At 72.8% G+C, this 24,824-nt stretch carries 24 protein-coding genes; 13 read left to right on the forward strand and 11 right to left on the reverse strand.

The features are described 5' to 3' along the window. Nucleotides 1–39: 39 nt before the first annotated feature. Genes AC0VYM_RS13185 through AC0VYM_RS13215 form a run of 7 tightly spaced genes read right to left on the reverse strand, consistent with a single transcriptional unit; the run spans nucleotide 40 to nucleotide 7,589 of the window. The gene (locus AC0VYM_RS13185; RefSeq protein ID WP_475462558.1) at nucleotides 40–870 is read right to left on the reverse strand and encodes a helix-turn-helix domain-containing protein; all 831 of its coding nucleotides are present in this window, start codon (nucleotides 868–870) and stop codon (nucleotides 40–42) included. Continuing rightward, nucleotides 860–1,687, reverse strand: coding sequence for an SRPBCC domain-containing protein (locus tag AC0VYM_RS13190; RefSeq protein ID WP_475462559.1), 828 nt, complete (start codon nucleotides 1,685–1,687; stop codon nucleotides 860–862). The genes AC0VYM_RS13185 and AC0VYM_RS13190 overlap by 11 nt, the downstream gene beginning before the upstream one ends. Before the next feature lie 34 nt (nucleotides 1,688–1,721). Further along, nucleotides 1,722–3,113: a KR domain-containing protein gene (locus AC0VYM_RS13195; RefSeq protein ID WP_475462560.1), complete on the reverse strand. Its 1,392-nt coding sequence runs from the start codon at nucleotides 3,111–3,113 to the stop codon at nucleotides 1,722–1,724. Between the two features lie 31 nt (nucleotides 3,114–3,144). After that, entirely contained in the window at nucleotides 3,145–4,365 is a 1,221-nt protein-coding gene (locus AC0VYM_RS13200) for an AarF/UbiB family protein (protein WP_475462561.1), read from the reverse strand. Then, nucleotides 4,362–4,805, reverse strand: coding sequence for an SRPBCC family protein (locus AC0VYM_RS13205; protein WP_475462562.1), 444 nt, complete (start codon nucleotides 4,803–4,805; stop codon nucleotides 4,362–4,364). The genes AC0VYM_RS13200 and AC0VYM_RS13205 overlap by 4 nt, the downstream gene beginning before the upstream one ends. Continuing rightward, nucleotides 4,802–6,310, reverse strand: a complete 1,509-nt coding sequence (locus tag AC0VYM_RS13210) for a Dyp-type peroxidase (protein WP_475462563.1) — start codon at nucleotides 6,308–6,310, stop codon at nucleotides 4,802–4,804. The genes AC0VYM_RS13205 and AC0VYM_RS13210 overlap by 4 nt, the downstream gene beginning before the upstream one ends. A 13-nt stretch (nucleotides 6,311–6,323) precedes the next feature. Continuing rightward, nucleotides 6,324–7,589, reverse strand: coding sequence for an ester cyclase (locus tag AC0VYM_RS13215; RefSeq protein ID WP_475462564.1), 1,266 nt, complete (start codon nucleotides 7,587–7,589; stop codon nucleotides 6,324–6,326). Between the two features lie 281 nt (nucleotides 7,590–7,870). Here AC0VYM_RS13215 and AC0VYM_RS13220 point away from each other — a divergent pair, with 281 nt between their 5' ends. From AC0VYM_RS13220 to AC0VYM_RS13230, 3 genes are all read left to right on the forward strand, one after another. Continuing rightward, nucleotides 7,871–8,248 carry a DUF3052 family protein gene (locus AC0VYM_RS13220; RefSeq protein WP_475462565.1) on the forward strand — a complete coding sequence of 126 codons (378 nt, stop codon included), beginning with the start codon at nucleotides 7,871–7,873 and terminating at the stop codon, nucleotides 8,246–8,248. Nucleotides 8,249–8,301: 53 nt separating this feature from the next. Next, nucleotides 8,302–9,285: an ATP-binding cassette domain-containing protein gene (locus tag AC0VYM_RS13225; protein ID WP_475462566.1), complete on the forward strand. Its 984-nt coding sequence runs from the start codon at nucleotides 8,302–8,304 to the stop codon at nucleotides 9,283–9,285. Between the two features lie 72 nt (nucleotides 9,286–9,357). After that, entirely contained in the window at nucleotides 9,358–10,125 is a 768-nt protein-coding gene (locus AC0VYM_RS13230; RefSeq protein WP_475462567.1) for an ABC transporter permease, read from the forward strand. A 96-nt stretch (nucleotides 10,126–10,221) separates the two neighbouring features. On the opposite strand, the gene AC0VYM_RS13235 is transcribed toward AC0VYM_RS13230, so the two are convergent. Then, complete coding sequence (locus AC0VYM_RS13235) at nucleotides 10,222–12,663, reverse strand: excinuclease ABC subunit UvrA (RefSeq protein ID WP_475462568.1); 2,442 nt, start codon at nucleotides 12,661–12,663, stop codon at nucleotides 10,222–10,224. Nucleotides 12,664–12,885: 222 nt separating this feature from the next. Between AC0VYM_RS13235 and AC0VYM_RS13240 the strand changes: the two genes are divergently transcribed. The 4 genes from AC0VYM_RS13240 to AC0VYM_RS13255 are packed head-to-tail and all read left to right on the forward strand — an operon-like array spanning nucleotide 12,886 to nucleotide 16,878. After that, entirely contained in the window at nucleotides 12,886–14,790 is a 1,905-nt protein-coding gene (locus AC0VYM_RS13240; RefSeq protein ID WP_475462569.1) for an FG-GAP repeat domain-containing protein, read from the forward strand. Then, nucleotides 14,787–15,824, forward strand: coding sequence for an enediyne biosynthesis protein UnbU (locus tag AC0VYM_RS13245; RefSeq protein ID WP_475462570.1), 1,038 nt, complete (start codon nucleotides 14,787–14,789; stop codon nucleotides 15,822–15,824). The genes AC0VYM_RS13240 and AC0VYM_RS13245 overlap by 4 nt, the downstream gene beginning before the upstream one ends. Then, nucleotides 15,821–16,411, forward strand: coding sequence for a hypothetical protein (locus AC0VYM_RS13250; protein ID WP_475462571.1), 591 nt, complete (start codon nucleotides 15,821–15,823; stop codon nucleotides 16,409–16,411). Before AC0VYM_RS13245 ends, AC0VYM_RS13250 begins: the two co-directional genes overlap by 4 nt. After that, nucleotides 16,408–16,878, forward strand: a complete 471-nt coding sequence (locus AC0VYM_RS13255; RefSeq protein WP_475462572.1) for a hypothetical protein — start codon at nucleotides 16,408–16,410, stop codon at nucleotides 16,876–16,878. Before AC0VYM_RS13250 ends, AC0VYM_RS13255 begins: the two co-directional genes overlap by 4 nt. A 21-nt stretch (nucleotides 16,879–16,899) precedes the next feature. Here the strand turns inward: AC0VYM_RS13255 and AC0VYM_RS13260 are convergent, their stop codons facing one another. Continuing rightward, nucleotides 16,900–17,832 (reverse strand): LysR family transcriptional regulator, encoded by a 933-nt coding sequence (locus AC0VYM_RS13260; protein ID WP_475462573.1) that lies wholly within the window; start codon nucleotides 17,830–17,832, stop codon nucleotides 16,900–16,902. A gap of 267 nt (nucleotides 17,833–18,099) precedes the next feature. On the opposite strand from AC0VYM_RS13260, the gene AC0VYM_RS13265 reads away from it, so the two are divergent. After that, the gene (locus AC0VYM_RS13265; RefSeq protein ID WP_475462574.1) at nucleotides 18,100–19,254 is read left to right on the forward strand and encodes an acyl-CoA dehydrogenase family protein; all 1,155 of its coding nucleotides are present in this window, start codon (nucleotides 18,100–18,102) and stop codon (nucleotides 19,252–19,254) included. Nucleotides 19,255–19,541: 287 nt separating this feature from the next. Here AC0VYM_RS13265 and AC0VYM_RS13270 read toward each other — a convergent pair whose 3' ends face one another. Further along, on the reverse strand, nucleotides 19,542–20,321 hold the full coding sequence (locus AC0VYM_RS13270) for a 4'-phosphopantetheinyl transferase family protein (protein ID WP_475462575.1): 780 nt from the start codon (nucleotides 20,319–20,321) through the stop codon (nucleotides 19,542–19,544). 102 nt (nucleotides 20,322–20,423) lie between these two features. Between AC0VYM_RS13270 and AC0VYM_RS13275 the strand changes: the two genes are divergently transcribed. The 5 genes from AC0VYM_RS13275 (at nucleotide 20,424) to AC0VYM_RS13295 (ending at nucleotide 23,198) form a co-directional block, all read left to right on the forward strand. Then, on the forward strand, nucleotides 20,424–20,558 hold the full coding sequence (locus AC0VYM_RS13275; protein WP_431872379.1) for a hypothetical protein: 135 nt from the start codon (nucleotides 20,424–20,426) through the stop codon (nucleotides 20,556–20,558). A gap of 57 nt (nucleotides 20,559–20,615) precedes the next feature. Further along, complete coding sequence (locus AC0VYM_RS13280) at nucleotides 20,616–21,422, forward strand: DeoR/GlpR family DNA-binding transcription regulator (protein ID WP_475462576.1); 807 nt, start codon at nucleotides 20,616–20,618, stop codon at nucleotides 21,420–21,422. A gap of 133 nt (nucleotides 21,423–21,555) precedes the next feature. After that, nucleotides 21,556–22,374 carry a polyprenol monophosphomannose synthase gene (locus tag AC0VYM_RS13285; RefSeq protein WP_475462577.1) on the forward strand — a complete coding sequence of 273 codons (819 nt, stop codon included), beginning with the start codon at nucleotides 21,556–21,558 and terminating at the stop codon, nucleotides 22,372–22,374. 77 nt (nucleotides 22,375–22,451) lie between these two features. Continuing rightward, nucleotides 22,452–22,718 (forward strand): hypothetical protein, encoded by a 267-nt coding sequence (locus tag AC0VYM_RS13290; RefSeq protein WP_475462578.1) that lies wholly within the window; start codon nucleotides 22,452–22,454, stop codon nucleotides 22,716–22,718. Between the two features lie 183 nt (nucleotides 22,719–22,901). Continuing rightward, nucleotides 22,902–23,198 carry a hypothetical protein gene (locus tag AC0VYM_RS13295; protein WP_475462579.1) on the forward strand — a complete coding sequence of 99 codons (297 nt, stop codon included), beginning with the start codon at nucleotides 22,902–22,904 and terminating at the stop codon, nucleotides 23,196–23,198. A gap of 5 nt (nucleotides 23,199–23,203) precedes the next feature. On the opposite strand, the gene AC0VYM_RS13300 is transcribed toward AC0VYM_RS13295, so the two are convergent. Next, a complete protein-coding gene (locus AC0VYM_RS13300; protein ID WP_475462580.1) occupies nucleotides 23,204–24,796 on the reverse strand; it encodes an MFS transporter in 1,593 nt (530 codons plus the stop codon). Nucleotides 24,797–24,824: the final 28 nt, after the last annotated feature.

Raw genomic sequence — 24,824 nt, forward strand, 5'->3', positions numbered from 1 at the left:
CTCGGAGCCGTCGCCCTCCGTCCGGTGTGGGGCGGCGGCTCAGCCGTGTCGACCGGAGCCCAGGAAGGCGCGCAGGTGGAGGGCGGGGGCGGCGGAGACCACCGGCGGGTCCAGCGGACCGGTCTCACGCAGGACGAGGTCCGCACTGTCGCTCGTACCGACCACGCGGCCCCGGCTCACCAGCAGCCCGTCGCCCCCGCCCACCGCCAGGTCGGTGAGGTCGGCGGTCCCGGGCAGCGACATGAGGAACAGTTCGGTCCGGCTCGGCCGGGGGCCGGGGTGCGCCCCCGCGGCCACCGTGCCGGAGGAACCCTGGACGATGCCGAACCCGGAGAGCCCGCCCTGGGGCAGACCCGCCCCGAAGAGCCCGACGAAGGAGATCCGGTCCGTCAGGTCCGATCCGACGCCGTCGGCCACGGAGAGGGAGCAGTCCAGCGGGCGCTGGTCCGCGTTCCGGGCGCGGTCCAGGTCGGGCTCGGTCAGCCGGTGCCCGGCCAGGGAGTCCACCAGCTCGCGGAACCGGCCCGGCGAGGTGCCCACCAGCCGGGTGAACTGGGTGGTGAAGGACCCGATGCTCTGGTAGCCGATCTCGTCGCTGACGCTCATGACGGTCGCGGAGGTGTGGGCCAGGAGCCGTTTGGCCTCCTGCATGCGCAGGGCGGTCAGGAACCGGCCGGGGGTCGTCCCGGTGTGCCGCGTGAAGAAGCGGTGGAAGTGGAACTGGCTGTAGAAACCCGAGGCGGCCATGTCGGCCAGCAGGTGGGGCGAGGCCAGGTCCTCACGAATCGCGGCGACCGTGAGCAACACGGCCTCACGCTGGGCCGACACACCCGGCACGGTGGTCGGGACGGTCGTCTGGTCAACGGACACGCGGTCCTCCCTCGCCACCGGCCGCGCTCACGGCCTTGGCCAAGCTCTCCCGCCAGGTGATCTCGAACACGTCGCGCAATCGGGTCATTTTACCTCGGATCCCTTGATCCGTGGGCCAGTCCGTGTGCCGCACGGACAGCAGCACACCCGTGCCGTCGTGGTGGGTGCGCACCACCGCGCGGGTCAGTCCGGCGCCCACATCGATGGTGAGGGTGAGGCGTTCGTCGAAGTAGTCCTCCACCCTGCGGATCGGGAACCGCCACGGTCCGGCCCCGTCCACCACGTAGAAGGCCGTCGGCGGGTACCCCGTCCCGCTCACCGGCAGCCACTGGAACACGTTGCCCCGGTGCAGCGGGAGCCAGGACGCCGACGGGACCCGCACACCGACTTCGATGGAGCGCACCCCGTCGGCGTCGGGCGTCTCCGGGTCCAGGTGGCGGCGCAGCCGCTCCGCGCAGTCGTCCCAGAACACCTCCCGGCTCACGCGCGGCACCGACCGGGGCGAGGGGAAGCTCTCCCGCACCCACAGCACCGCACCGACCGGACCGGGCTCCACCGACAGGCGGACCAGGCTGGGCGGCTCCACCCCGAACTCCGACCAGCGCAGGGTGAGCGCGCGCCCCGGGTCCACGTGCTCCACCCACAGCCGCACGTACTCCACGGCGTCGGTCGTCAGCACCCACGCGCGCCGCACGCCTGGTGTGCTGTCCTCGTCCAGCCCGCCCAGCCACCGGCCCACCCGGGACGGGGCCGTGAGCGCCGTCCACACCTGGTCCGGCGCCGCTCGCAGCGGTATCGCGCGTCGGATCGGTTCCACCCTCTGCCTCCTGCCTCCTCACGGGTGCGGTACCTCAGAACGGGAGCAGCGCCTCGTACTCCCCGTCCGGCCGCCAGTCCGCGACCGCCGAGGACCAGAGCCGCAGCCCCCGCGGGCCGACCAGCGCGCGCAGCGCCCTCGGGGTACGGGAGCGCAGCCGGGGCGGCTCCACCGCGACCTCCCGCAGCCCCGGGAGGCAGCCCCGCACCAGGCGGGACACGGACCGCTCCGGGGCCCGGCCGCCCACCATCGCCGCGCCGCCCACACCCCCGACCACCGCCACGGCGTCGAACCTCGCGTCCAGGCGGGGGCCGCCCAGCGCGAACACCCGGGCGGCGCCGTGCCGGTCCTCGGTGCCGGGCTGGCCGAGCAACCGGACGGCGGCCCGCGCCCCCCAGGCCGGGGACACCGTCGCGAACCCGGCCGCCCTCAGCCCCGGACCCGCCGTCGCGGCCGCCATGCCGACCTCGCTCCACAGCGTCCACTCCGCCACCGTGAACCGGGTCCGGGGGAAGCGGTGCGCCAGGTCCCGCACCGCCGCCCGGGTACAGGTGTGCGAGAGCCCGTACGCGCCGAACCCGGTGTGGCTGGCGCGGCTCTCGGACGACCCCAGGACCAGCACCGCCTCCAGCGGTCCCCGCCCCAGCGCCTCCACCAGCCGCACCAGCTGGCCCCGGCGTCCCAGCGCCGCCCGGTCCAGGTCCGCGCCCGAGGCACGGTCCAGTCGCCCCAGCGACAGCTCCCCGGCCGCGTGCACCAGGTAGGCGGGACGTTCCGGCAGGAGGGGGAGGAGATCGGTGGGGTCGGCCCGGTCCAGGTCGGCGCGGACCACCGTGGTGGGCGCGGTGGACCGCACCCGCTCCAAGGCCCGGCGGGATTCCGGTCCCAGGTCGTGTTCGGCCGTCCGGTCGACGAGGGCCACGGGGTGACCCAGCGCCGCGAACTCCGCCGCCAGGCGCAGGCCGATCCCGCCCAGCCCGCCGGTGACCACCACCGGCCCCGGCCGCAGCGGGCGCCACCGCAGGTCCGGGACGTGCACCCAGGAACCGGCGTCCACCGGGCCCCGGGAGGCGGGGGAGGGCGCGGAGGTGCCGAGGGCGGCCCGCCCGGTCCGTACGCGCACGCGCAGACGCGGTGACTCGGCGGCGGCCGCCGCCAGCACCCCGGAGAGGCGGAGGCCGTGCTCGACGACCTCCAGGGGGCGCCGGTCCCGCTTCGCCGCGGCGATCGCCGCCAGCAGCCGGGCCCCGTCCCCCGGAGACCACCGCCAGCCGGTGCGCACCCGCGCCCCGCCCGGACCGGTGTCGAAGGCCGTGCGCACGGGGCGGGGGCCCGTGTCGGGGAGGGACCCGCAGGTGTCGTGGAAGACCAGGTCGGCGGGGTGGGAGCCGCCTCCCGAGGTCACCGGGGTGGCAGGTGGGGGCACTGTGGATCACTCCGTGGTGTGCGGGCGTGTGTCACCAGGTGGGCTTGCGGTTGCGGGCCAGCAGCCCCCGGAGGATGACCGGATGCGCGACCGCCTGGAAGTTCAGTTCCGGGCAGACCTGCTTGACCTGTCCCTCGACGGCCAGGAGCGCCACCAGCGGGAACACGAAGGAGGTCCGGGAGTAGGCGTTGTGGCGCCGCTGGATGAGGAAGAAGTCCGCGATGAACGCGGCGAGGCTGAACGAACCCGCCGTCAGGCCGTGCACCTCGGTGATGAGGTGGTCGAGTTCGCGACGGAACCCCCTCTCGTCCTCGGCCGACACCGGTTTCATGCTCACCGCCAGGGCGTGGTCGGCGCACACCTCGGAGTTGCCCGCCGCCATCCCCAGGAAGAACTCGGTGAAGTGCTCCTGCGTCTCCCGGTCGAGGGAGTAGGTGAACCCGCCGTCCACGACCGCCAGGCGGCCGTCGCTGAGGAACCACCAGTTGCCCGGGTGCAGGTCGCAGTGGACCTCGCCCGCGGTGAACAGCATCTCGAACACCAGGGTGAGCAGCAGGCGGCCGCCCCGGGCCCCGGGATGGTGGGTCCACGCGTCCTCCTGACCGGGCAGCCACTCCATGACCAGGGTGTCGCGGTCCTGTTCGGCGGGATCGCCCAGCGGGCGGGGGAAGACCACGGGGTGGCGGTCCTCCAGGACGGCGAACCGTTCCAGGGCGGTGCGTTCGGCCGCGAGGTCGGTCTGTCGGCGCACCACGGCGCAGAAGTCGTCCGCGAGCGCGACCACGGGCACGTCCCGGCACACGGGCAGACGGGCGACCAGCCGGGCCGCCGCCTCCACGACGGCCAGGTCGGCCTCCAGCCGTTCCCGCACGCGCGGGTGGCAGGTCTTGACCGCCACGTCCCCCGAGGGGCCGGAACGCCGCTCCACCACCGCGATGCTGCCCGCCCGCCGGTGGACCCCGGCGCCCGCCCCGTCGGGGTCCAGCCCGTGCCCCAGGGCGAGCCGTTCGCGCATCACCCGGCACGTGTCCTGGTGCAGGAGGTCCTCACGGGTCGAGACCAGCTGGCCCAGCTTCACGAACGCGGGTCCCAGCCCCGCGCACAGGTCGGCGACGGCTCCGCCCACCCGCTCGGGCGCGCGCCCGGGGTCCCGGGGGGAGCGGTACCAGCGCAGCAGGTGGGGCAGGGCCCGGCACCCGGCGTACGCGGTGCGCGCGGTGATCACCGCGACGCGGAGTCCCGTGCGCCTCACGGGCGCCCGCCCTCGAAGCCGCCGGCCAGCTCGCCGCGCAGGGCGCCCAGGTAGTGGGTCCAACCGGCCCGGTAGCCCTCGAACAGCTCCTCGGGCACCTCGGAGTGGGTGAACACCAGCCGGGTCCCGTCGATCCTGGCCTCCAGGGACGAGTCGGGGAAGCCCGGGTCGTGCAGGGTGCCCGCCAGGCACTCCTCCCGTGCGCAGGTCGTCACGGCGAAGGTCTTGGTGTGCGTGGTCCCCTCGTACTCGAAGGTGAGCCGGTGGCTCCGGGCCGAGTCCGGGTCGGGTGCGACCGGGGTCAGCCACCGGCTCACGGACGCGTGCTCGGTCAGGGCGGCCCACACGCGGGCCTTCGGGGCCTCCAGAGGGAGGGTCAGAACGATCCTGCGGGAGTCCGGGCTGGACTCCACCTCGACGGTGGGCGAGGGCACGGTCATGGGGATCCTCCGAGGGGTCGGTGCGCGGTCGGCCCCGCGAGGGTCTCCAGGGCCGACAGCGAGGGGGTGAGGAAGTAGCCGCCGCCCCGGGGAACGGTGAAGTGCCGGGGGAGCGGCACCCGGACCTCCGTCCCGGCGGGGTCGTCGGAGGGGACGCGGAACACGAACTCGCGCGGGACGGCGTCGCCCACGGGGCGGTGGGGACGGCCGACGATCGGGTCGTGGTTGTCGCCCTCGTGCTGCTGGTAGGGGTTGTTGAGCCAGGAGCGCACCACGAACTCGAACTGGCGCTCGATGGAGGTCTGGTAGCAGGCGAAGACCATGCCGGTCTCCCCGTCCGGGCCGGTGTAGGGCATGCCCCGGCGCAACAGACGGTGGGTCTCGATGCTGGCCAGCGTCTCCAGGTCGGTCGTGTGGTCACGGGGGTAGGCCTTGCGGATGTGCGCGCCGACCGGGACGCGGTGCCCCGCCGTGTCGTCCACGGGGCCGCGCAGCCCGGTGAACCCGAAGTCGTTCACGGACAGGGGGCAGCCGCTCAGCGCCGGGTCCGGTCCCTTCGGACTCAGGCTGAGCGGGGTGCCGTCGCGCCAGCGCCCGAAGAGCCGGGCCGACACCGCGTCCGGCGACCATCCCGGCAGCCCCCGCCGCTCCAGCTCGGCGCTGGTGCGCGCGGCGAAGCCCAGGAACCCGGCCACGTCCTGGCGGTAGCGGCGTACGACCAGCAGCGAACCGTTGTCCGTCCACGCGGGGCCGCCGGAGGCGACGGTTCCCGGCGGGGCGAACGCCACCGGGTCCTGCCCGGGGTGGCCGAACACGAACTCGCCGGGCCAGAGCCGCTTCTGCCCGGGCAGCGCCTCCTCCGGCCGACCCGGGTCGGTGACCGGGCACAGGGGCTCGCCCGTGTCGGCGGCCACCCCGCGCACGGCGGGCTGGGAGACGGGGTCCCGGTACCCGAAGTGCTCGCGGTCGCCGTCCGGGCCGGGCAGGGCCGCGCACCGGTCGTGGTGCAGGACCCGTGGCGCCCCCCTCCCGGACAGCAGCCGGTCGGCCAGGGCGGCGACGGCCTCGGCCGTGTCCGCGCCCACGACGAGGAGCGCGTCCGCCGTCGTCCCCGGACCGCCGGACGGCCAGTTCCGCGCGTGCCCCGGGTCGTCGGGGTCGTGGGGGTCCCCGAGCAGGGTGGAGCGGGCCGCCAGACCGTCCTGGAAGGGGACGTCGAGCAGGGTGTCGGGGCGCGCGCCCAGGGCACGCAGGCCCGGCGCGGACAGGGACAGGCCCACAGCGGTGCGGGGCCCGCCCGCCCGGCGCGCGTCGATCAGGGACCGGGTCGAGGTGATCTCGGGGAGCACGCGCGCCACCCACGCCCCGGCGTCGGCGCGGTCCAGAGCCAGGTGGAGAAACGACTGGAACGGGGTGCCGAACGGAACCAGGATGTTGCCCTGGATCTGGTGCAGGTCCAGGACCGGCTCCCGGTCCGTCCGGTCACCCACGGTGTTCGTGTTCACGTGTGTCCCGTGGTCAGTTCGCGGCGGTGCCCGGGTAGCGGCCCTCGTCGGGGAAGATGTCCAGCCGGGTCAGCAGGGAGTAGATGTCGAAGCCGTAGATGATCTCCGACAGGCGCCCCTCCTTCACGGTGAACACGTCGATGGAACGGGTGATCGCACCCGTCCCGGTGGCCTCGTGCCCCAACAGCGGACGCCGGTGCGTCCCCGCGAAGGCCGCCAGCAGCGACACCCGCGAACCGTCGGTGATCACGCGTTCGATGTTGAACCTGTAGTCGGGGAAGGCGTACAGGAACGCCGCCATCGTCACGGTCTCCTGGTGGAGGTCGGTCGCGCCCGGCGCGACCAGTCGGCCGACCGCCGACACGTCCCGACCGTTGAGGACCTCCTGGACGAAGGCCCGCAGGACGAACTTGCCGTCTCCGGCCGTCCCGGTGGGCGTCGTCACCTCCGCCTCGGAGGCCTCGGCCGGAACACCCAGGACGCGCGCCATCTCGGCCAGGTCGTAGTCCATGGACACCGAGGTGATCCACGCGCCCTCACCCGACAGCGCGAGCGTGAGGGGGAAGGAGACCTCGTCACCCGTGGGCTCGGCCCGCCACAGCGGGCGCGCGAACCGGCCCGTGACCGTGGCGCGGACCCGGGCGGAACCCTCCTCGACGACGATCTCGTGCACCGTCAGCGCGAGGTCGTCCAGGGCGCCCACCACGCACAGGTGCACCAGGGACCCGGCCGCGTCCGACACCGCGTCCACGTCCACGAGGGCGTCCAGCGCGGCCAGGTCGAAACCGCCCAGGACCCGGTCCAGGTACAGCCGGACCGCGTCCTCGAACGACGCGGCCTCCTCCACCTCCGCGTCGGTGCGGGCCACCCCGAGGAAGCGCAGCATCCGCAGCTCGTTGCCGACCCCCCAGCGCTCGGTCATCTTGTCGCCGTGGAACCGCACCGCGTCCGTTCGGCGCGCGGTGATCCGTTCACCCGAGGCGGGCAGCCCCATGAAGTCGTTGCGCATGGTGCCGTACCACTTGCCGACGCACACCACGCTGTCGCCCTCGAACAGTTCCTCGTCCACGTCGTAACGGAAGTCCGGGAACGACGCCAGGAACTCCTCCAGGACGTTCTTGAATCCGTGGAGTGCGACGTCCTGGCCCGGATAGGGATTCCAGTCGACGTAATCGGCCACCTTCAACGTCTGGACCTGGTCCACACGGTGCTCGTTGAAGACCTCCTGCACCCACCGTCGGATGCCGTTGACCACTTCCGGTCTGGTCGACTCGCTCATGGTTCTCCTTTCCCTGTCCGACTCGGGACAGGATGGGATTCCTCTCGACATTACGACCGGGTCGAGTTCCATTCCTTCTCGCGGCTTGCTGGCTGCCGGGGAAGTGAATAACAGCTGGTCGAAGTCGCACCGGAAGGGCCCCTCCAAGGAGCGCAATCCAGGAGAAGTCGAACACGGTGCGTGCGGGTTCCAGAGCGGTACTGTGAGAATCCGACCACCCCTGCCAGCTCCTTTCACGGACTGCAACGAAAGGGGTTCAGGGCATTCACCAGGAGGAATTCATGGCAGAGAAAAGCGGAGCGGCGAAACTGGGTGTCAGGTCCGGGTTCCTGGTCGTCGCGCACGGTGCGCCGGACGACTACGCCGACCTTCTCGGAGAACTCCCCGCCGGGGCCGCGGTCACCGAGGAGCCGGGTGCCGCGCCCGACCTGCTGCACCTGTTCTCCGAAACCCTGGAGGAACTGCGCAAGAACCTCACCGAGCACCTGCCCGGGGTCCCGGACACCACCGTGGTCTGGCTGTCCTACCCCAAGGGCGGCGGCAAGAGGGAGCTCAACCGCACCATCGTCATGGAGGAGGCCGTCAACGCGGGCTGGAAGGCCGTCTACGGGGTCTCCCTGAGTGACGGCTGGTCGGCCAACCGCATCAAGCGGGCCTGACCGACGACCCCACGCACGGCGGACCCGTGCCGTGCGCCCGACCCAGGAGCACCATGATTCGTGTCAGCAAACTGAGCCGCAGCTTCCGCGTCGGCCGGGACAAGGACGTCGACGCCCTCAGGGACGTCACCTTCTCCGTGGAGGAGGGGGAGATGGTCGCACTGCTGGGGCCCAACGGCGCGGGCAAGTCCACGGCGCTGCGCGTCCTGACCGGCCTCGTCCCGCCGACCTCGGGCACCGCCACCATCGACGGTGTGAGCGTGGTCGACGACCCCACCGGCGTACGCCGCAGGATCGGCTTCGTCGGTCAGGGCAACGGTGCCGCCCACGAACAGCGCGTGGACGACGAACTCCACGCGCAGGGCCGCGCCTACGGCCTGCCCCGGGCCGAGATCCGCCGCCGCGCGGAGGAGCTGGTCGACATGCTCGACCTCGGGCCCTTCCTCAAGCGCCCCGTGCGCTCCCTGTCCGGTGGCCAGCGCCGCCGCGTCGACCTCGCGCTCGGCCTCGTCCCGCGGCCTCCGCTGCTGTTCCTGGACGAGCCCACCACCGGACTGGACCCGCACCACCGGGCCAACCTCTGGGAGCACGTCGCCCGGCTGCGCTCGGCCTTCAACACCACCATCCTGCTCACCACCCACTACCTGGAGGAGGCCGACAGCCACGCCGAACGCGTCCTGATCATCGATCACGGCAGCGTCATCGCGGACGACAGCTCCGCCCAGCTCAAACGCGACCGCGTGGGCCACCGGATCGCCGTGGAGCTCGACGGCCCCGACGAGGCCCGGCGCGCGGCCAAGATCGCGGAGGAGCTTCCCGACGCGAAGGACGTGCGCGCGGACGGCCAGCACGTGCGGCTGCGCGCGGACAGCGGCGACACCTCGGTGCCGGTCCTGCTGCGCAACCTGGACCAGGCCGGGATCCGGGCCCGCCGGCTCTCGTTCGCGGAGCCGACCCTCAACGACGTGTTCCTCGAACTGACCGGGCGTTCCCTCCGGGAGGGCGACCAGCGGTACCGGTCCGAGGACGGCGCCTGAACCGCCGCCCCAGGGCGTGTCCGACGGACACACGCCCTGCCCCCGTCGCCCTCGGAGATTAAGGACCGACCCATGCCCAAACTACTGACCGACATCGCGACCGTCACGAGCCGCGAGCTCCGGCCGATCCTGCGCGGACCCCTCTTCCTCGTGGTCAGCCTCATCCAACCCCTGGTGTTCCTGGGGCTGTTCGGCCCCCTGCTCGGCGGCGCGGTGGACGAGAGCGTCTTCGGAGGGCAGAGCGCCCTCCAGTGGTTCGTCCCCGGGATCATGGTGATGATCAGCCTGGTCGGCACCTCCACCATGGGGTCCAACCTGCTCACCGAGATCCAGACCGGCGCGCACGAACGCCTCATGGTCACCCCGATGTCCCGCGGCTCCATGCTGGTCGGCCGCGCGCTCAAGGAGTTCGCGCCACTCGTGCTCCAGGCCCTGGTGATCGTCCTGGTCGCCACGCCCTTCGGCTTCTCGCCCCACCTGCTCGGCACCGTCCTGGGCGTGCTCCTCCTGGGGGTGCTCGGCATCGGCCTCGGCGCTCTCTCCTACGCCCTGGCGATCGCCGTCCGCAGGCAGGACTGGGCCTTCTGGGGCATCCAGCAGACCCTGCTCTTCCCGGTCCTCATCCTGTCCGGCATCCTGCTGCCGACCGACATCGGCCCCGGCTGGCTGGAGACCGTCGCCGCGTTCAACCCCCTGACCTACGTGGTCACCGCCGAGCGCGCCCTGTTCTCCGGCGAGATCCTGACCGCCGACGTCGGCTGGGGCGCCCTGGCGGCCCTCGTGGTGGCCGGACTCGGCCTCCTGGTCGGGGTCCGGTCGATGCGCCACTCGCCGGTCTGACCGGACCGCGCGCCGCCGTCCTCCCCACGCGTCGTGCGACGGGGAGGACGGCGGTACTCCCGGTGAGGGGGCGCGGGGCGGTCCCGGCCGCCGGGGTCAGCGGCGGGCCAGCACGAGACCCGTGTGGGTGCGCTGACGGGCCACCACCCCCGGCACGTCCTGCGCGACCAGCTTCCCGCCGCTCGCGCCGCCCCCGTCACCGAGCTCCACGATCCAGTCGGAGGCCGCCATCACCGAGACGTCGTGGGTGACGGTCACGACCGTCCCGCCCCCCTCCACCAGGGCCCGCAGCACCGACACCAGCCGGGCGACGTCCGCCGCGTGCAGCCCGTTGGTCGGTTCGTCCAACAGGTAGACGGTCCCCGGCGCGGTCCCGCCGGCGAACTCCTTCGCCAGCTTCACCCGCTGCGCCTCACCCCCGGAGAAGGTGGTGGCGGACTGCCCCAGCAGCACGTAGCCCAGACCCACGTCGACCAGTGAACGCAACGGCCCCGCGACACCCTTCACGTCCGAGAACACCTCGACCGCCCGCGCCACCGTCATCTCCATGACGTCCGCGATCGAGTACCCGCGCACCGTCGCCCGCAGGGTGGCCGGGGCGAACCGCCGACCGCCGCAGACCTCGCAGGCCAGCTGGACGTCGGGGAGGAAGAACATCTCCACCTGCACCACGCCCGCCCCCTCGCAGGCCGGGCAGCGGCCCCCGGGGTTGTTGGCGGAGAACGCGCCCGCGCCCAGCCCCTCCTCGCGTGCGCCGGGGGAGGCGGCGAACATCCTCCGCAGCCGGTCCAGCACGCCCACGTAGGTGGCGACGTTGGACCGGGGCGAGCGCCCGATGGGCGACTGGTCCACGGTCACCAGCCTGCGCACGTCGCCCAGACCGGCGACCTCGGCGCACCGGGGCGCCGGGCGGGTGGTCTCGCCCGCGGCGGCGGCCACCGCGGGCTCCACCACGTGGGTGAGCAGCGAGCTCTTGCCCGCCCCGGACACCCCGGTCACGGCGGTGAGCGCGTTCATGGGGAAGCGGACCGACACCGAACGCAGGTTGTGGGCCTCGGCCCCGGTGAACTCCGCGAAACCCCAGTCGGGATCCTCGGCTGTGCGCCAGGGCACGGAGGCCCCCGCCGGACGCGGGGCCAGGAACGGGGCGGTCACCGACTCCGGAGCGGTCCCGATACCGGACACCGGGCCGGAGTACACCAGGCGCCCGCCGTCGGCTCCGGGGCCGGGGCCGACCTCCACCACCCAGTCGGCGGCGGCCACGATCTCCAGGTCGTGTTCGACCACCAGCACCGTGTTCCCCTGGTCTCGCAACCGGCGCAGCGCGTCCAACAGCAGGCGGGTGTCGCGCGGGTGCAGCCCGGCTGAGGGTTCGTCGAACACGTACATCAGCCCGAACATCTCCATCCCCAGGTGGGTGGCGAGCCGGACCCGCTGCGCCTCCCCGCCGGACAGGGTCGGGACGGGGCGGTCCAGCGTCAGGTAGCCCAGCCCCACCCGCACCAGGTGGTCCACCCGGGTACGGAGCTCGGCCACGCCCTGGGCCGCCTCGGCGGGCACCGCCGGGTCCCGGGCGAGCGAGTCCACGTACGCCAGCGCGTCCGCGATCTCCATCCGGCACACGTCCGCGATGGTGTGCCCGGCCACGCGCACCGACAGCTGGGCGGGGGACAGACGTCCGCCTCCGCACGCCGCGCAGGTCAGGTCGGACATGAACGTGGTCGCCCGGTCCCGGGCCGCCTGTCCGGACGCGTCGCGCAGCGAGGCCGACAGCCAGGGCACCACCCCCAGGAACCGGGTCTCGCGCACGGTCGGCGTACCCCGAATGGTCAGCTCGGCGCGCAGCGGCGCGCCCTCCTCGTGCATCAGCCGGTGCCGCACGTCCGGGTCCAGCCGCCCCCACGGGGTGGACGGATCGGCTCCCAGGGACTCCGCGAACCGCAGCGACAGCTCGTGCTCCAGCGTGGTCCGGGAGTCCTGCCAGGGACGCAGGACCCCCTCGGCCAACGACCGGGCGGGGTCGTGCACCACCAGGCCAGGATCGCCGCGCGGCACGGTCCCCATCCCGTCGCACTCCGGGCAGGCGTGCGCGGAGGAGTTGAAGGAGAACGCCCGGGCCGTCATCTCGGCGGGACCGGCCGACCCGTCGGACCGGCCCGTCGCCGCGAACAGTGACCTCAGGTAGTCGTGCACGTCCGTCGCGGTGCCGACGGTGGAGCGCGGGTTGGTCGCCCCCCGCGCCTGGGCCACGGACACCGCCGCGCACACCCCCGTCACCGAGTCCACCTCGGGCCGGAGCGAACCGCCCACCAGCTGCCGCGTGAACGCGGACAGCGGTTGCAGGTGGCGTCGCTGCGCCTCCGCGTAGACGGTCCCGTACGCCAGCGAGCTCTTGCCCGAACCCGACACCCCCGTCACCGCCACCAGCGCCCGATGGGGGAAGTCCACGTCGAGTCCGCGCAGGTTGTGCACCCTCGCGCCGCGCACCCGGAGCAGATCGGGGCCGCCGCCCCGGTGGTCCTCCGTCGTCTCCGCCACCGGCGGCCTCCCGATCACTCTCCGTGTACACCGATCGTCCAGCCTAGAACGCGACCCCTTCTCCTGGGTTGCTCACCTCCGCTCCGGCGGCCCGTTCTTCTTCCGCCGTGCGGGACTGCCCGGAACAGCAATCCGGAAGAGGACGCGACCTCCCGCGCGACACACGATGGGCGAAGTCCCACCGACCACCGAGGTCGTCCCCAACCCCCGAAGGAGAACCCGATGCGGTTGATGTTCCTCCTGGCCAGGGTCGCCTTCGCCGTCGTGCTCGTCGTCGGGCTGGCCGTCATGACCGTGCGCCCGACCCACGACGAGGTGGAGGCCGCCGCGCTGGCCGCGCCCTTCTCCTTCACGACGCTCGACCTGAACTCCGCACCCGAGAACGCCCGGTACGAACGCGACGTCGCCCCGGACCTGGAGCACTTCCGGGGCTGGATCTCCGCAGTGGGAGCGGCGGTGGCCCTGACCGACCTGCGCGGCCTCGGGCGGCCCGCCGACGCCTGTCTGGTCGACCCCCGCGACGACAGCGTCACGCTGCGGTCGGTGCCCGGCAGCGGCGCCGACGAGTACCCGGTGGTGGAGCTGGTGCCCGACCTGCCCTACGACGACACGATGGCCCCCATGGGCTGCGTCCCCGCGGACCTCGACGAGGACGGCGACACCGACCTGGTCGTCTACTACTGGGGGCGCTCCCCGGTGCTCTTCCTCAACACCGGTGACGGCCAGGGCCCGCCCGCGGCGGACGACTTCGAGTCCCACGAACTGGTCGAGCCCATGCAGGTGTGGAACACCACCGCCCTCAACGTCGCCGACCTCGACGGTTCCGGCAGCCTGGACGTCATCGTCGGCAACTACTTCCCCGACGGCGCGCGCGTGCTGGACCCCGACGCCGACGACGAGACCCGCATGGAGATGCAGGACAGCATGGGTCTGGCCGCCAACGCCGGGCGCAACCGCGTGCTGCTGACCCAGCCCACCGGGGAGCCCGACACCCCGCCCGCCCTGACCGACGCCAGCACGGCGCTGCCCGAGGAGGCGACCACCGGATGGACGCTGGCCTTCGGGTTCCAGGACCTCAGCGGCAACTCGCTCCCCGACGTCTACATGGCCAACGACTTCGGCAACGACCACCTGCTGGTCAACCGGTCCGAACCGGGTGAGCTGTCGCTGGAGCTCGTCCGGGGCGAACGCGACATGGTCACCCCGAAGTCCAGCGTCATGGGCAACGGCTCCTTCAAGGGCATGGGCGTCACCTTCACCTACGACGAGGGCGCCGACCTGCCGACGATGGTGGTCAGCAACATCACCAGCGAGTACGCCCTCCACGAGAGCAACTTCGCGTTCGTCCCGACCGGTGAGGGCGCCGACCTGCTGGAGGGCCGGGTCCCCTACCGCCAGGAGAGCGAGGCACTCGGGCTCTCGCGCAGCGGATGGTCCTGGGACGTCAGGGCCGGGGACTTCGACAACGACGGAACCGACGAGCTCTTCCAGGCCACCGGTTTCCTCAAGGGGGACACCGACCGGTGGCCGCAGCTCCAGGAACTGGCCCTGGCCAACGACGAACTGCTCCGCCACCCGTGGGCCTGGCCCAACTTCCAGCCTGGCGACGACCTCTCCGGCCACGAGCACAACCCGTTCTGGGTCCGTGACGAAGGGGGCCGGTACGGGGACGCCGCCGCCGAGCTCGGACTGGACACCCCCGACGTCTCCCGGGCCTTCGCGTTCGGGGACGTCAACGGCGACGGCCTCCTGGACGCTCTGGTCGCCAACCAGTGGGAGGACTCCCGGGTCCTGATCAACGACGCCCCCGAGGCCCCGCCCGGCATCAACCTGCGCCTGCTCGTACCCGCGAGCGCGGCCGGGGGCGAGTGGCGTCCCGCGCTGGGCGCGAAGGTGACCGTCCGCGAGGGCGGCGCGCCCGACCAGACGCGTCAGCTCTTCCCCGCCAACGGCCACACGGGGGTGTCCTCCGACATCCTGCACCTGGCCGCGCCCGAGGCCGGAACCCTGCCCGTCAGCGTCTCCTGGCGGGACACCGGCGGTGAGGTGCACACCGCCGACGCGGACCTGGAACCCGGGTCCCACACACTGCACCTCGACGACGACGGAACGGTGACCGCCCCATGACCGCGACACGACCGGGTGAGCCCGCCCCCACCGCCGCTCCCGACCTGGCGTCCGGCCCCTCCGCGCCGCGGGAACGGAGCCCCGAGCCCGGCACGCCTCCGGGACCGCCGACGACGGGCCCCGGGACGGGTCGCCGCCCCGGGCCCGACAAGCGGGTCATGGCGTTGCGCATGTTCGCCACCAGCATCACCGTCTTCACGGTCCTGGGCCACCTGCTCCTGGGGTTCGAGCAGTCCCCGATCACCCCGATCGCGGCCGTTCTCATGGGCTACGCGGTCGACCTGGTCATGGAGACCCTGGGCGCACGCTCCGAGGGCCGCGCCCCCGGCTACGCGGGCGGGACCGGCGCGCTGATCACCTACCTGCTGCCCACCCACATCGCCGGACTGGCCTGCGCGATCCTGCTGTGGGGCAACGAGTCCCTGTGGCCCTACCTGTTCGCGATCACCGTCGCGGTGGTCGGCAAGCACCTCATCCGCATCCCCGTGAAGGGCCGCAGGCGCCACTTCCTCAACCCGTCCAACTTCGGTATCGCGGTCACGCTGGTGCTCTTCCCCTGGGTCGGGATCGCCCCGCCGTACCACTTCACCAACAACATCACCGGGACCCTCGACTGGCTGCTGCCGTTGGGCGTCCTCATGGCCGGGACGATGCTCAACGTCCGGCTGAGCGGACGGTGGCCCCTCATCCTGGGCTGGGTCGGCGGGTTCGCGGCGCAGGCCGTGGTGCGCTGGCTGGTCCTCGACCACGCCCTGGTCGCGGCCCTGCTCCCGATGACCGGACTGGCCTTCATCCTGTTCACCAACTACATGATCACGGACCCCGGAACGACACCGCACAGGCCCCGCAACCAGGTCGTCTTCGGGGTGACCGTGGCCGCCGTCTACGGGCTGCTGGTGACCTGGCACGTCGTCTTCGGCCTCTTCTTCGCCCTCGTGATCGTGTGCGCGCTGCGCGGCGTCGTCCTGCTGGCCGCACCCCTCGTCACCCGCGCCGCCTCCGTCAGCCCGACCGAGCCCAGGAGTGACCGATGACCGTTCAGGAGCGTGTGGCCAGGGGCTACCGCAGAGGACTCGACAGCGTGAACACGGAGCGACACCGGACCTGCCTGTGGCTGTTCATGGTGGTGGTCGTCGCCCACTGGGCCGAGCACCTGGTCCAGGCCGTCCAGGTGTACGTCCTGGACTGGCCCCTGGAGGAGGCGCGGGGGGTGCTGGGCATCCCCTTCCCCTGGCTGGTCACCTCCGAGTGGATGCACTACGGCTACGCCCTGGTGATGCTGGTGGGCCTGATCCTGCTGCTCCCGGGCTTCACCGGACGTTCCCGGACCTGGTGGGGGATCTCGCTCGGCATCCAGGTGTGGCACCACTTCGAACACCTCCTGCTCCTCGTCCAGGCCCTGGCCGGGGCCAACATCGCGGGCAGGGAGGCCCCCACGAGCCTCCTCCAGCTCGTGGCGCCGCGCCTGGAACTGCACCTGTTCTACAACGCCGTGGTCTTCGCCCCGATGGTCGTCGCCATGTACCTGCACACGCGGCCCAGCCCCGCCGAACGGGCCCGCATGGTGTGCTCCTGCGCCCGGGACTCGGGTGCGGACGACCCGGAAGGGTCACTGCGGTGAGCGGTTCCCGGCACGGAGGCGCCGGGGGACGTGCCTTCCCCCTGGTGGTGCTCGCCCTGGCGGTGTTCGTGGTGTACCTCGGAGCGGCCAACGTCGACCGCGCCGTCCGGGCGGCCCGTGCGGACGGGGACCCCGGCCGCTTCACGGCCACCGCCGTGGAGTGCGTCAGCCACCTGGGGCACCAGTCCTGCACCTGCTACGGCGACTACCGGTCGGACGACGGCGCGGTGGAGCTCGCCGGGGTGTTCCTGTCGGGCGGCGACCTGGCCTGCGAGACGGGCACGCGGTCAGCGGCCGTGGACATCGGCTCGACCACGCGGGTCTACCACCCGGACGGCTCCCACGAGTGGATCGCCACCGCCGCGCTCATCCTGGTGGGCGCCGCCATGGGAACGTGGGCGCTGACGCACCTGCCGCGCGCCGGAAGGGCGAGGAACGGATCGGCCCCGGACCGCTCCGGAGCCTGAGTACGTCCGGAGGCCCGTCCGTCAGGGGCGGACGGGCCGCGCGGCCGTGCGGCCCCCGTCCACGGGCGTCCGGTCCAGTAGTTCGCGGGCGAGCCTGGCGATGCGGTCCGAGGCCTGGTCCACCGGGCTGTCGCGGCGCCAGACCAGCAGGTGCCGCAGCTGTATGGGGGCGCCCTCCAACTGCCGCACCACCACGCCGCGGCCCGACTCGAAGTCCACCTGGCACGGGGCGACCGCCCGGCGGTCCGCGATGAGATCGCGGATCTCCGATCTCTCGTAGAGCCGGTAGGGCACCTGGGGGCTGAACCCCGCCCGCTGGCAGGCCAGGTAGAAGCACTCCGGCCAGCCCGTGCCGTCCGGGGGCGTCAGCGCCCACGGGCACTCGGCCAGGTCCTCCAACCGGATGTGGGTCTCCCGGGCCAGCGGGTGCTCCGCCCACAGCGCCACGTGCAGGGGGTCCACCGCGAGCATCGCCCAGGCCAGCGGACCGTCGGTCGGCAGGTCGCGGTCCACGTAGTCGATGGTGGTCCCCAGGTCCAGCCGCCCGGCGCGGACCAGGTCGGTGACCAGCTTGGGGGAGTACTCGGTGCGCACGTGCACCGGGACGTCGGGGAACACCTCCGGCAGCCGTGCCGACAGCTCCACGGTGAGGGGGCCGACCCCGCCGACGCGCAGCGTGCTCGGTGAGGCGCCGCGCGCCGTGATGTCGTGCAGCAGGTCGTCCATCGACAACAGCACCGCACGTGCCCGGACCAGCACGAACTCACCGAGCTCGGTCGGCCGTACCCCCGCGCGCCCCCGGTGGAAGAGGGGGCCGCCCACCTCGCGTTCGATCCGCTGCAACTGGGTCGTCAGCGCGGGCTGCGACGTGGACAGCGCGGCGGCCGCCTTCGTGACGCTGCCGGTGTCAGCCAGGAGGCAGATCGTACGCAGATGGCGGAGTTCGAGGTCCATGCGTGGAATCTAGGCCGCCGGGGGGCTCCGTGTACAGACGTCGCGGCCAGAACGGACGAGTCGCACATCCCGTGCGGTGTTCCGGCCCCGTTCCGCCCTTCTGTCCAAGGCCGACCGGTCCGGGCCGACCCGGGTCCCCTCCGGTGCGGTTCGTTGGGATAAGGTGCCGTGCGTCACCATATAGTTGGATGGCCTACTACTTCGTGGTCAACCCCGCGAAGCCGGTCGGTCCGAGGCGCACCTGGGCGCCCAACCGTGGGAGAGTTCATGGCGGTCGAACGCACGCTGCACACACCCGAGGCCGAACAGCTCCTGGAGCTGACCGGGGAACTCGTGGACAAGGAGATCGCCCCGCGCGCGGCCGAGGACGAGGAGAACTCCGTCTTCCCCCGCGACGTCTTCACCACCCTGGGCCGGACGGGACTGCTCGGACTCCCGTACCCGGCGGAGTACGGCGGCGGTGAACAGCCCTACGAGGTCTACCTCCAGGTCGTGGAGGAGCTCGCCCGCGGCTGGCTCGCGGTCGGCCTCGGCGTCAGCGTCCACACGCTCTCCTGCTACCCGCTCGCCACCTTCGGCACCGACGAGCAGAAGGCCGCGCACCTGCCCGCCATGGTCGGCGGGGAACTCCTCGGCGCCTACTGCCTGTCCGAGACCTCCTCCGGCTCCGACGCCGCCGCCCTGGCCACCCGCGCCGAGCGCACCTCGGACGGCTACCGGGTCAACGGCGCGAAGGCGTGGATCACCCACGGCGGACGGGCCGACTACTACGCGCTCTTCGCCCGCACGGGGGCCCCGGACTCCGGCGCGCGCGGGATCAGCTGCTTCCACGTCCCGGCGGACACCGTCGGTCTCGGCTCGGCCGCCCCCGAGCACAAGATGGGCATGCGCTCCTCACCGACCGCGGGGGTGCTCTTCGACGACGTCGAGCTGGGGGCCGAGGCCCTGGTGGGGGAGGAGGACCGCGGTTTCGGGATCGCCCTGTCCGCCCTCGACTCCGGTCGCCTGGGCATCGCCGCGTGCGCGGTGGGCCTGGCCCAGGCCGCTCTGGACGCCGCGGTCGCCTACTCCCGCGAGCGGCGCCAGTTCGGAGGGGCCATCGGTGACTTCCAGGGGATCGGTTTCATGCTGGCCGACATGGCCACGCAGGTCGCCGCCTCCCGTGAGCTGTACCTGTCCGCCGCCCGCCTGCGCGACGCCGGGCGCCCGTTCGGCCAACGGGCCGCCATGGCCAAGCTGATGGCCACCGACACCGCCATGAAGGTCACCACCGACGCCGTCCAGGTCTTCGGCGGCTACGGCTACACCCGCGACTTCCCGGTCGAGCGCTACATGCGTGAGGCCAAGGTGCTCCAGATCGTGGAGGGGACCAACCAGGTGCAGCGCCTGGTCATCAGTCGGCACCTCGCCAAGGAGGGGTAGCCCGCGCCCTCCCCCGGAGCGGACCCGGGTGAACCCTCCGGGGCGGCGTCCGCGCGGCGCCGCCCCGGTGTCCGTCGGTCCCGCGTGGATCACGTCGTACCGGGGGTGGGGTGTCGGTTCATGGGTGATCGGCTCCGCCTGCGGACGTACCGCTGCGTGGCCCGCGCCGCGCGGGGTTGCTCCCGGAGCCGGGGGAGAGGGGCGGGTCAGGGCCGCGTCACGGGTGCTCCCAGGGTCCGGACGCCGGACCCGTGGGCGCTCACGGGCAGGGGCGCACCCCCCCGGGGCTACCTCCGGAGGAGGTCGGCGGTGCGCTCGGCAGGGTGCACCGTCAGCTCCACCTCGCGATCGGTCAGCACGGCCAGCGCCGACCGGTATTCAGGGCCCCGGTCCAGGTCCGACAGCCAGGCGGCCCCGGGGCCGCCGCCGCCCTCCCAGGACACCAACCGCGCCCCCGTGTCCGGCCGACTGACCACCACCCTGCGCAACCCGCCCGACAGCCCCAGGCCGGTCGCCTTGAGCAGCGCCTCCTTGCGCGCCCAGTAACCGAAGAACGCCCCCGCCCGGTCCTTCTCCGCCAGCGCGTTCCACGCCCGCTGCTCGTCGTCGGCCAGCGTGTACCCGGCCAGCCCGGCCAGGTCGCGGGTCTCCGAGATGCGCTCCACGTCCACGCCGACCGGCACCTCCCGGGTCAGCGCCAGGGCCACCCACTCGCCGGAGTGGCTGACGGAGATCTCCCACCCCCGCGCCGTCCCCGAGGGAACGGGCTTGCCGTGCGGGCCCTCCGGGCCGCTCCGGCCCCCGTCCGCGCCGGTGCGCGACTTCTCCTCGCACGAGCGGCAGTGCAGGTCGAAGGTCACCTCCTCCGGAGCGCAACCGGCCCTGTCGGCCAGCACGAGCCGGGACAGGGCCCGGCCCAGCAGGTGGCGGTCACGGTCGGCCTGGAGGCGGAACCGCGACTGGCGTTCGCGTTCGGAGCGGTCCAGCAGTCGCAGCAGGCGTTCGCTCGCGGCGGAGGTGTGGGCCCACCACACCGTGGTGTCGAGGGGCGCGGAGCTGAGGGTCATGCCCCCCATTGTCGCCGATCTTCCGGACGATCGGTGGTGTGAGGCCGACCCAAACGGGGCATCCGGTAAGTGGCAGGTCAGCCCGCCCCCTTGGAGGCTCAGATGTCTGTCGTCATGATGCTCGGTGCCGGAGCCCTCGTCGGCCTCGTCGCCCTCACTGTGCTCTTCCTGGTGACCCTCCTGTCCGACAGGCCGGAGGAGGAGGCACAGCCCACCAGAGACGGGTCCGTACTCTAGGGAGGCGCGGTTCCCCGACCGTGCGCCACCGACAGCACGGAAGGGCGGACCGTACCCATGACCGAGGAGAGCCGACCGGCCTTCGCCGCCGAGCGCCGGGAGCGCATCCTGGAACTGGTGCGGGCCAACGGCAGCATGTCCCTGCGCGACATCGCTGCCAAGGTGCGCGCCTCCGAGGTCACGGTCCGGCGTGACGTGCGCTCCATGGAGGCCGAGGGCCTGCTGGACCGCCGCAGGGGCGGCGCCGCGCTGCCCGGCCGGATCGGACACGAACAGAGCTACACCGGCAAGAGCGGCCAGTGCGCCGCGGAGAAGGCCGCCATCGCCACGGTCGCCGCCCGCCTGGTCCGTCCCGGCGACGCCATCACCATCGGGCCCGGCAGCACCGCCGAGGCCTTCGCCCGGGCGCTTCTGGGCCACGGCGACCTCACCGTGGTCACCAACTCCCTCCGCGTCGCGGACGTGCTCGCGGTGGCCGCCGGGGTCGAGGTCGTCATGACCGGCGGCACCCTGCACGCGCCCATGCGGGCCCTGGTCGGGGCGGCGGCCGAGGAGTCGCTGGCCGGGCTGCGGGTCAACCGCGCCTTCCTGTCCGGCAACGGGGTCAGCGCCGACCGCGGTCTGAGCACCCCCAACCCCGCCGTGGCCAGCGTCGACCGGGCCCTGTCCGCCTGCGCGGAGGAGACCATCGTCCTGGCCGACCACACCAAGGTCGGCGCCGACACCATGGTGACCACCGTGGCCCCCGAGGAGATCGCCCACCTGGTCACCGACAGCAGCGCCGACCCCGAAGTGCTGATGACACTGGAGGAGACCGGGGCCCTCGTGCACGTCACCGTCGTGGCCGACGAGCGGGGCCAGTGAGCCCGACCGCTTGATGGTGAAAGGGGCGTGTACTCCACCGCCCGCACCTATTGTGTGGTGAACACCCGATGCGTGATCCTTGACGCACCCGCCCCGACAGTATCGACGTCCACCCACTCAGGAGCCGCCGAGCATGCCGACCCACCCGTCGCACCCGGAGCCCGTACCGACCGCTCCGGTGCGGATCACCCCCGAACCGGTGGCGCTGCCCGAACCCTGGCGGAGTTCGGCCCTGACCGTGGTCGTGCCCACCTACGACGAGGCCGGGAACCTGCCCGTCCTGGTGAGGCAGCTCATGGCGTTGGACCTGCCCCGACTGCGGGTCGTCGTGGTGGACGACAACTCCCCGGACGGAACCGGGGAGGTCGCGGACAAGCTCGCGGTGGAGCTCGGCGGACGGCTCTCGGTGGTGCACCGCACCCGCAAGGACGGCCTCGGCCGCGCCTACGTGGAGGGCATGACCCGCGCGCTCGCGGACGGCGCGGACTACGTCGTGCAGATGGACGCCGACCTCAGCCACCCGGTGGGCTACGTCCCCCAGCTCCTGGGCACCCTGCACTCCACCAACGCCGGGGTGGTGATCGGCAGCCGCTACGTGCCCGGCGGCAGCCTCTCCGAGGCCTGGGGCCTGCGCCGCCGCCTGCTCAGCGGCTGGGCCAACACCTACGTCAAGCGGGTGCTGTCCATCCCCGTCCAGGACGTCACCGCCGGGTTCAAGGTCTGGCGGGCCTCCGCGCTGGAGGTCCTGGACCTGGCCAGCATCGAGAGCACCGGGTACGCCTTCCAGGTCGAGATGCACTACCGGGCCTTCCGGCGCGGCCAGAAGATCATGGAGATCCCCATCCACTTCGAGGACCGGGTGGTCGGCCAGAGCAAGCTCGACGGCGCGGTCGCCCTGGAGGCGGCCCTGCGTCCGCTGAGGCTGCGCCGTGCGGAGAACGCCAGGCACTGACGGGGCCGTGTCCCCCTTCACCGATCACCCCCGAACTGCGATCATGCGGGTAACTGGACGGTGAGCAAGGGGGACACATGTCCGAACAGCCCTACGACGTGGACGCCGACATGGGGGAGGACCCCCAGGAGAGCGAGATCGCCGAGGCCGAGAGCCGCCAGAACCCGGACGCGCCGGTCTACGGCTACACCTTCGAGGACGAGAGCGCCGCCACCGAACGCGGTATCGACGAGGAGGTCCGGGAGGAACGCGACGACGTCATCCCGCGTGAGGACTTCGACCTCGACGACCCCGGAGCGGAGTCCGAGGCCGTCCACGAGGTGGACGAGCCCGACCAGACCTGACCGGAGCGACGTCCTCGGAGAACGCGCTCTCCGAGGCCCGACCGCGGGACATCCGCCGAGCCCCGGGCGCCGTCGTGCGCCCGGGGCTCGCGCGCGCCCACGCGAAGTCGTCCACAGGGACGGGGGAGAGAAGTGATCTCGAAGGTCAAAGCGGGGAAGAACTCAGGTAAGGAGGCGGACACCGTGACCGAGCAGCCCTACGAAGTGGACCTGGACCTGGGAGACGACCCACAGGCGACCGAGGTCGCCCAACGAGAGCGGGTCCTCGACCCCGACCACAACATCCTCAGCTACGACTTCGAGGACGACGACAGCCGAGGCAGCCTCGGGATCTCCGAGGGCGTGCGGGCCGAACGGCTGGGCGGCGCCGTTCCCAGACAGCGCTGGGGCGACGACCCCAGCGCCGAGGAGCAGGCGCTGAGCGTGGTCTCGGACCCCAACGCCGTCAACGACCACCCCCCGGAGGGGTACGGGAGCTGACCCCCTCAGTCACCCGCGTGTTCGGCCCCGCTCCCGGCGGTCGACCCCGGGCAGGAGCGCAGCGGGGGACCGGTCACCCCGCAGAACCGCATCGGCTGCTCCTCACCGAGCGGTTCGACCGCACTGGTCTCCTCGGGGAGCGATCCCCGGTCGGCGGCCTCGGAGGCCTCGGGCATCCGGCCGCGCGGCAGCACCAGGGCGCACAGTGAAGCCAGGACGCACAGACCCGCGAGGATCAGCATGGCCGTACCGAACCCCTCGGCGAGGGACGCCGAGTGCCCGCCCGCCGAGCCCCCACCGCCCGAACCACCGATCCCCGCCAGCACCGGCACCGCCGCCACACCGATCAGCTGCGCGCCCCGGGCGAACGTGTTGTTCACCCCCGAGGCCAGACCCGCGTGCCGCTCCGGGACCGAGGCGAGCACCGTCGCGGTCAGCGGTGCCACGGTCGTCGACAGACCCAGCGCCACCAGCAGGACCCCCGGCAGCACCCCGGTCAGGTACGGGGCGTCGCCGTCCATCCGGGACAGTGTCACGAACCCGGCGGCCAGCAGCAGGGGGCCGAGCACCAGCTGGATCCGGGGGCCGATCCGGGCGGCGAGCTTCCCCGAGCGCGCGGACAACAGGAGCATCAGCACGGTGATCGGCAGGGAGGCGGCCCCGGCCGCGATCGGGGAGTAGCCCGCCACCTCCTGGAGATAGATCACCATCAGGAACAGCAGTGGCCCCAGCGACCCGTAGATGAGCACCGTTGCCCCGTTGGTCACGCTGAACGGCAACGACCGGAAGATGCCCAACGGCAGCATGGGGGAGGTACCGCGTGCCTCCGTGAACAGGAAGGCGGCCAGCGCCAGCACGCCCACGGCCACGCCGGTCCACACCGCCGGGGTGGCTCCCACCGCGCCCCACTGGATCAGCGCGTAGGTGATCCCGGCCAGCGCCACCACGCCCAGCAGCGCGCCGCCGTAGTCGAGGCGCCCCACGTCGGAGGTGTCCCGGGACTCGGGCACCCGGAACCAGGCGATCAGCAGCACCACGACCGCGATCGGCAGGTTGATGAGGAAGATCAGCCGCCAGTCACCGATCTGCACCAGCCAGCCGCCCACGAAGGGGCCCACCGCCGAGGCCACACCGGTCAGCCCCGACCACGCACCGATCGCCCGTGCCCGGTCCTGCTCGCGGAACCCCGCCTGGAGGATGGCCAGGCTCCCCGGGGTGAGCAGCGCTCCGCCCACGCCCTGGATCACCCGCCCGGCCACCAGCCACTCCAGGGTCGGTGCGAACGTGCACAGCGCCGAGGCCAGGGCGAAGACCGCCACGCCCACCATGAACAGCCGCACCCGGCCGAACCGGTCGGAGAGGGAGCCGCTGAGCAGGATCAGCGCGGACAGCGTGACCATGTAGCCGTTGACGATCCACTGGAGACCGGCCAGACCCGTGTCCAGATCGCCCTGGATGGCGGGCAGCGCCACCGTCACCACCGTGGAGTCCAGGAAGGCCATCCCCGAACCCAGGACCGTGGCGGTCAGCATCCACCGCGCCGCCGGGGTTCCCCACACGACCTGCCCGGCGACCGGCACCGAGGCCGAACCACTCATACGACACCCCTCCCGAGGACTACCGACA

This window comes from Nocardiopsis sp. iso_237 (genome assembly GCF_056173345.1).

Coding starts and splice junctions, on each gene's coding strand:
- AC0VYM_RS13205 (WP_475462562.1), bottom strand. CDS start 4,805: ATGACCGTGCCCTCGCCCACCGTCGAGGTGGAGTCCAGCCCGGACTCC.
- AC0VYM_RS13215 (WP_475462564.1), bottom strand. CDS start 7,589: ATGAGCGAGTCGACCAGACCGGAAGTGGTCAACGGCATCCGACGGTGG.
- AC0VYM_RS13220 (WP_475462565.1), top strand. CDS start 7,871: ATGGCAGAGAAAAGCGGAGCGGCGAAACTGGGTGTCAGGTCCGGGTTC.
- AC0VYM_RS13225 (WP_475462566.1), top strand. CDS start 8,302: ATGATTCGTGTCAGCAAACTGAGCCGCAGCTTCCGCGTCGGCCGGGAC.
- AC0VYM_RS13230 (WP_475462567.1), top strand. CDS start 9,358: ATGCCCAAACTACTGACCGACATCGCGACCGTCACGAGCCGCGAGCTC.
- AC0VYM_RS13240 (WP_475462569.1), top strand. CDS start 12,886: ATGCGGTTGATGTTCCTCCTGGCCAGGGTCGCCTTCGCCGTCGTGCTC.
- AC0VYM_RS13245 (WP_475462570.1), top strand. CDS start 14,787: ATGACCGCGACACGACCGGGTGAGCCCGCCCCCACCGCCGCTCCCGAC.
- AC0VYM_RS13250 (WP_475462571.1), top strand. CDS start 15,821: ATGACCGTTCAGGAGCGTGTGGCCAGGGGCTACCGCAGAGGACTCGAC.
- AC0VYM_RS13260 (WP_475462573.1), bottom strand. CDS start 17,832: ATGGACCTCGAACTCCGCCATCTGCGTACGATCTGCCTCCTGGCTGAC.
- AC0VYM_RS13265 (WP_475462574.1), top strand. CDS start 18,100: ATGGCGGTCGAACGCACGCTGCACACACCCGAGGCCGAACAGCTCCTG.
- AC0VYM_RS13270 (WP_475462575.1), bottom strand. CDS start 20,321: ATGACCCTCAGCTCCGCGCCCCTCGACACCACGGTGTGGTGGGCCCAC.
- AC0VYM_RS13275 (WP_431872379.1), top strand. CDS start 20,424: ATGTCTGTCGTCATGATGCTCGGTGCCGGAGCCCTCGTCGGCCTCGTC.
- AC0VYM_RS13280 (WP_475462576.1), top strand. CDS start 20,616: ATGACCGAGGAGAGCCGACCGGCCTTCGCCGCCGAGCGCCGGGAGCGC.
- AC0VYM_RS13285 (WP_475462577.1), top strand. CDS start 21,556: ATGCCGACCCACCCGTCGCACCCGGAGCCCGTACCGACCGCTCCGGTG.
- AC0VYM_RS13290 (WP_475462578.1), top strand. CDS start 22,452: ATGTCCGAACAGCCCTACGACGTGGACGCCGACATGGGGGAGGACCCC.
- AC0VYM_RS13300 (WP_475462580.1), bottom strand. CDS start 24,796: ATGAGTGGTTCGGCCTCGGTGCCGGTCGCCGGGCAGGTCGTGTGGGGA.